This window comes from Bacillus cereus group sp. Bc010, from assembly GCF_027716745.1.
Classification (GTDB): domain Bacteria; phylum Bacillota; class Bacilli; order Bacillales; family Bacillaceae_G; genus Bacillus_A; species Bacillus_A pacificus.
The window spans coordinates 1-3,787 of the sequence record NZ_JAQFUY010000078.1 but is presented as its reverse complement, the minus strand read 5'-3'; the positions used below and the strand labels follow the sequence as shown (position 1 = coordinate 3,787).

The following is a 3,787-nucleotide window of genomic DNA, read 5'->3' as shown; positions in this document are numbered from 1 at the left end:
ACATTACGTGTTTTTTAGTTTGTTTGAACGAAAGTTCATTTTGTTTTCGTTCTTAAGTTGATGGGCATGTATGGTGAGGCCTATTAGGGTTTCTGCTGGGAAAAGCATCCTTTAAAAAATAAAAAGCATCCACTATGCGGATACTTCGTGTTATTATGGTTAAGCTATATTAATTCAAATTGCTATGTGGGTGAAACGAATGGAAAATAAACAACCTGAACAACACTACGATCTAGGTAAAATATACACATACACAGAGCTCCCAGATAAGGTTAGCGGTCGTTGCGATAACTGTGGTAATACCGCGTTCAAGAGTTCCGTTAAAGATTTTATCTTTCTAAGAGAATGTCGTCAATGTGGTATGAAGAAAATTATTTAGCCCTGTTAGGGCTTTTTTTATTGGCTCTTATCTCTAAAAATGCCTTTTACTAAATAATATTATTATCTAATACATAAGTATTAAAGGTTTGTTAAAATACATATTTTAATAAAGAAAAGACACCTAAGGTGCCTTCCTCTGACTTGAACCACTTTAATTTTAATAACATCATTTTACAATCACAAATATATCTTTTATCTTTCATATGATATTTTATCATTTTTTTCAGTTAATTGCATAAAACTGGTGAAAGATAGGTTATTTTTTGTAAATTCCTTTTCTCCATATCCATTCAATAGGACCATAGCGGAAATGTTTACTCCAAATTTTGCTAAATATAATTTGTACAAAGATAATTAAAATCCCGAAGATGCATAGTTGCCAGTAATATACCTGTGAGACATCTTTAAAGTACAACGAAAGAATGACAAGAGTTAGTATACTTTGGCTAATGTAATTCGTTAAAGCATACTTGCCTACGTTCATAAAAGGTTTCAGCTGATTTATATATTTTTTATTCTCACAAACCCTAAGTAGAGTACAAATATAGAATATAGCTAGCGTTTTCCCTCCAAATAGAATCCATAGTTTAATATCCTGAGAGTAATAGATATCCGTTTTTATAAAATAGTAGATAATAGGACAAGAGAGAAGACATGAAATGCATAACGAACTCCACTGGATAAATCTAATTTCTTTTATAAATTCCGGTACCCTTTTAAAAATATCTTTCTTACCAGCCCATAAACCAATTAAAAATAAGCCTATATATTCCGGAATTCCTACTAGTAATTGTTGAAATTCCTCAATCATTAAAAAGAACAGACGAGCTTTTACTTGATGTGAATAATGTGTAAATAGATTTACAGTGTGATTGGTAGTGTGGCCTGTAAACATATATTGATAGTAACTTGGTACGGCAGAAATAGAAGGACTTGCTTGTATAAATAAAATAGCATGTAGTGTATAGCCAACAAATAGAGAGAGGCTGCCAACTATAAAAATAAGCTTTGTAGATCGCTTATAAAAGAACAATAGGATAAAACCAGCTAAGGCATATGCGTGTAGAATATCTCCATACCATAGAAATATAAAGTGGAGTAAACCAAAGAGTAGTAAGATACACAATCTACGACTAAACAGCTTATACATAGAATAGCCTTTTGCTTCAGCATTCTTTATAAAGATATAAAACCCTACTCCAAATAAGAACGCAAAAATAGTATAAAATTTTGCCTGTATAAATAAATCTATTAATAAACGAATCACTTTATCTGTACCGGAGTAACCCGCTTGATTAAAGGGGTCTAGTCCCGTCATAGTAGGTAGATTAGCAAATAGGATACATAGTATGGCAATGCCTCTTATTATGTCTAAAGAATAAATACGGGCGTTTTGTTGCATATGAATTCCCCTTTCTTACAAAGAAAAACGAGCACTATATTAACTAGCGCTCGAATTACGTCTCGCAAAGAATCCGTCATATGTAGCAGCTGACACTGCACCTTCTAGGCGTTCAATTTCTTCGCCTCTGTTATAAGCTACAACAACTGGAGTACCAGGAATGTCGAACTCTTGAAAGGCACTTTGATTTTCTGGTGTAGAGATATCAATACGATAGATAGTTCTATCATGCTTTTTTGACATACTATTGATATCTGGTGCTGCCTTTTTACAATAATGACAAGTTGGTTGATAGTAATACGCAATAAACTCTTCATGGGATTGTATTTTTTGCTTTAATTCTTCTTTTGAAATATCTTTAATATTTTCGGGTGATCCTTTTGTTTCTGCAGCTGACACAATTGTTTTCTTTGGTGTTACAGTCTCTGGGTTAACAGATTCATTTTTAGTTAAAGTAAAGATAGCGATACAAGCAACGCATAATGTAGTAACAATTGCTCCAATTTTGTAGACTTTATTCATAGTAAATTCCTCCTTAAAGTAAAAAAAAGGACAAACCTCGCCCGAGTTAACTGGGCGTAAGGTTTGTCCTTCACGCTACGTACAATAGAGTATAAACAATGGAAACAAATTTTCTATCTATATAATAACACAACATTTATATAGAATGCTATAAGAATTTTTGAAAGAAACACCTTAGTACATATAATTTCACGTACCAAAATATATTTAAAAATTAATAAAGATTACACAATTTGATTCTTTGTGTTGCCTACAACTGTTAGATACAATTTACCTCTCAATAAAACATTAAATACTGCAATAATCTACGTCTCAAAAGCCTAAATGATATAATAAAACTAATCATTATTTTAGATGAATGGAGTAATTTAATGGAGCCAATTATTGTTAAACTTTCAACAGAATTTAATACCACGGCAAAAAATTTAAAAGATAAATTTAATGAGTATCAAGAAAAACATCAAACTGAAACCACTTTTCATAATTCAGAAGCTCCCTTGGTTTGGATTATTAGAGGATGTATTGATTACTTTGACCAATTAGACAATGAGTTTTTAGGTATAGGAAATAAATCAGGCATTCCAAGCATGCAAGCGGATCATTTTGCTAACAATCTGTATCGATTAAATAATGCAATGAAATATCTAAAAAGATTATGGGATTTAAAAGAATATAAAACTCTTGATGAATTTAATACTCTTTTAGATATCAGAACACTTATTGTTCATTCAGGAGAGCAGCTTACAAAAATTGAATCTCTAAAGTTAGAGGGGTATAAAGATAGCCAACTTTGGATGATTTTTAGCAACAAAGAAAATGATTCGTTTACTCAACTTAGTTATTTCAACAATGAAAGCTTAGCTGAAATGGATTATTGTTTGGAAATAGCGAGTGACAAACAAGACAAATCTAAAAAGGATAATTTATCGACAGTTGATTATCACATACAAAATGAAAGCTTTCTTGACCAAAGAATATATTTAAAAGCAGAACAAGTCCGAAATATTGTGATGGCACAAATTGAGTATTTTATAACTAGCGCTGACCAAGTAAAAATAGTTAAAAGTACTCGTAAATTTCCTCCTATTGAAGTAATAATAGACAAAGAAAATAACAAAGTTAACTTCGATAAGATAGCAGAGTTAGTATCTAAAGATTTAAGAGGTGGGTATATTATTGAGAGTGGAATTGAGCATTGGAATGGGTTTGGCTTAAAAAGATTAATGGAATATACAGAAAACAGTTCAGATATCTCTTCAAAAGCACAAGATCTTATTTATAAGCGCATAATTAACGTTATGACAGACTATTGGGAGAACTATCTAGATGTAAATATCCCTGATGATGAGTTACCTGACCTGGACATAATGCAAATCTTTTCAGATTACACTCCAAATTTTGATAATGTAATCAACGATTGTAAAATACCCAATAACAACGGTTTTAAATTCCCCAAAAATAACAGATAATCGTTTCGAAACA

General features: G+C 31.3%; 4 protein-coding genes. 2 read left to right on the top strand and 2 right to left on the bottom strand.

Annotated elements, in window-relative coordinates; genetic code table 11:
- Window positions 1–199: 199 nt before the first annotated feature.
- Complete coding sequence (locus PDQ68_RS28320; protein ID WP_000428649.1) at window positions 200–379, top strand: DUF8096 family protein; 180 nt, start codon at window positions 200–202, stop codon at window positions 377–379.
- 258 nt (window positions 380–637) lie between these two features.
- On the opposite strand, the gene PDQ68_RS28315 is transcribed toward PDQ68_RS28320, so the two are convergent.
- The gene (locus tag PDQ68_RS28315; protein ID WP_001186867.1) at window positions 638–1,783 is read right to left on the bottom strand and encodes a DUF418 domain-containing protein; all 1,146 of its coding nucleotides are present in this window, start codon (window positions 1,781–1,783) and stop codon (window positions 638–640) included.
- A 39-nt stretch (window positions 1,784–1,822) separates the two neighbouring features.
- Window positions 1,823–2,305, bottom strand: coding sequence for a thioredoxin family protein (locus tag PDQ68_RS28310; protein WP_001045583.1), 483 nt, complete (start codon window positions 2,303–2,305; stop codon window positions 1,823–1,825).
- A 371-nt stretch (window positions 2,306–2,676) separates the two neighbouring features.
- Here PDQ68_RS28310 and PDQ68_RS28305 point away from each other — a divergent pair, with 371 nt between their 5' ends.
- Window positions 2,677–3,774, top strand: coding sequence for a hypothetical protein (locus PDQ68_RS28305; protein WP_000433310.1), 1,098 nt, complete (start codon window positions 2,677–2,679; stop codon window positions 3,772–3,774).
- Window positions 3,775–3,787 lie beyond the last annotated feature (13 nt).

Bases quoted from the DNA above. Each gene is read 5' to 3' on its own strand.
- PDQ68_RS28320 (WP_000428649.1), top strand. From the start codon at position 200: ATGGAAAATAAACAACCTGAACAACACTACGATCTAGGTAAAATATAC.
- PDQ68_RS28315 (WP_001186867.1), bottom strand. From the start codon at position 1,783: ATGCAACAAAACGCCCGTATTTATTCTTTAGACATAATAAGAGGCATT.
- PDQ68_RS28310 (WP_001045583.1), bottom strand. From the start codon at position 2,305: ATGAATAAAGTCTACAAAATTGGAGCAATTGTTACTACATTATGCGTT.
- PDQ68_RS28305 (WP_000433310.1), top strand. From the start codon at position 2,677: ATGGAGCCAATTATTGTTAAACTTTCAACAGAATTTAATACCACGGCA.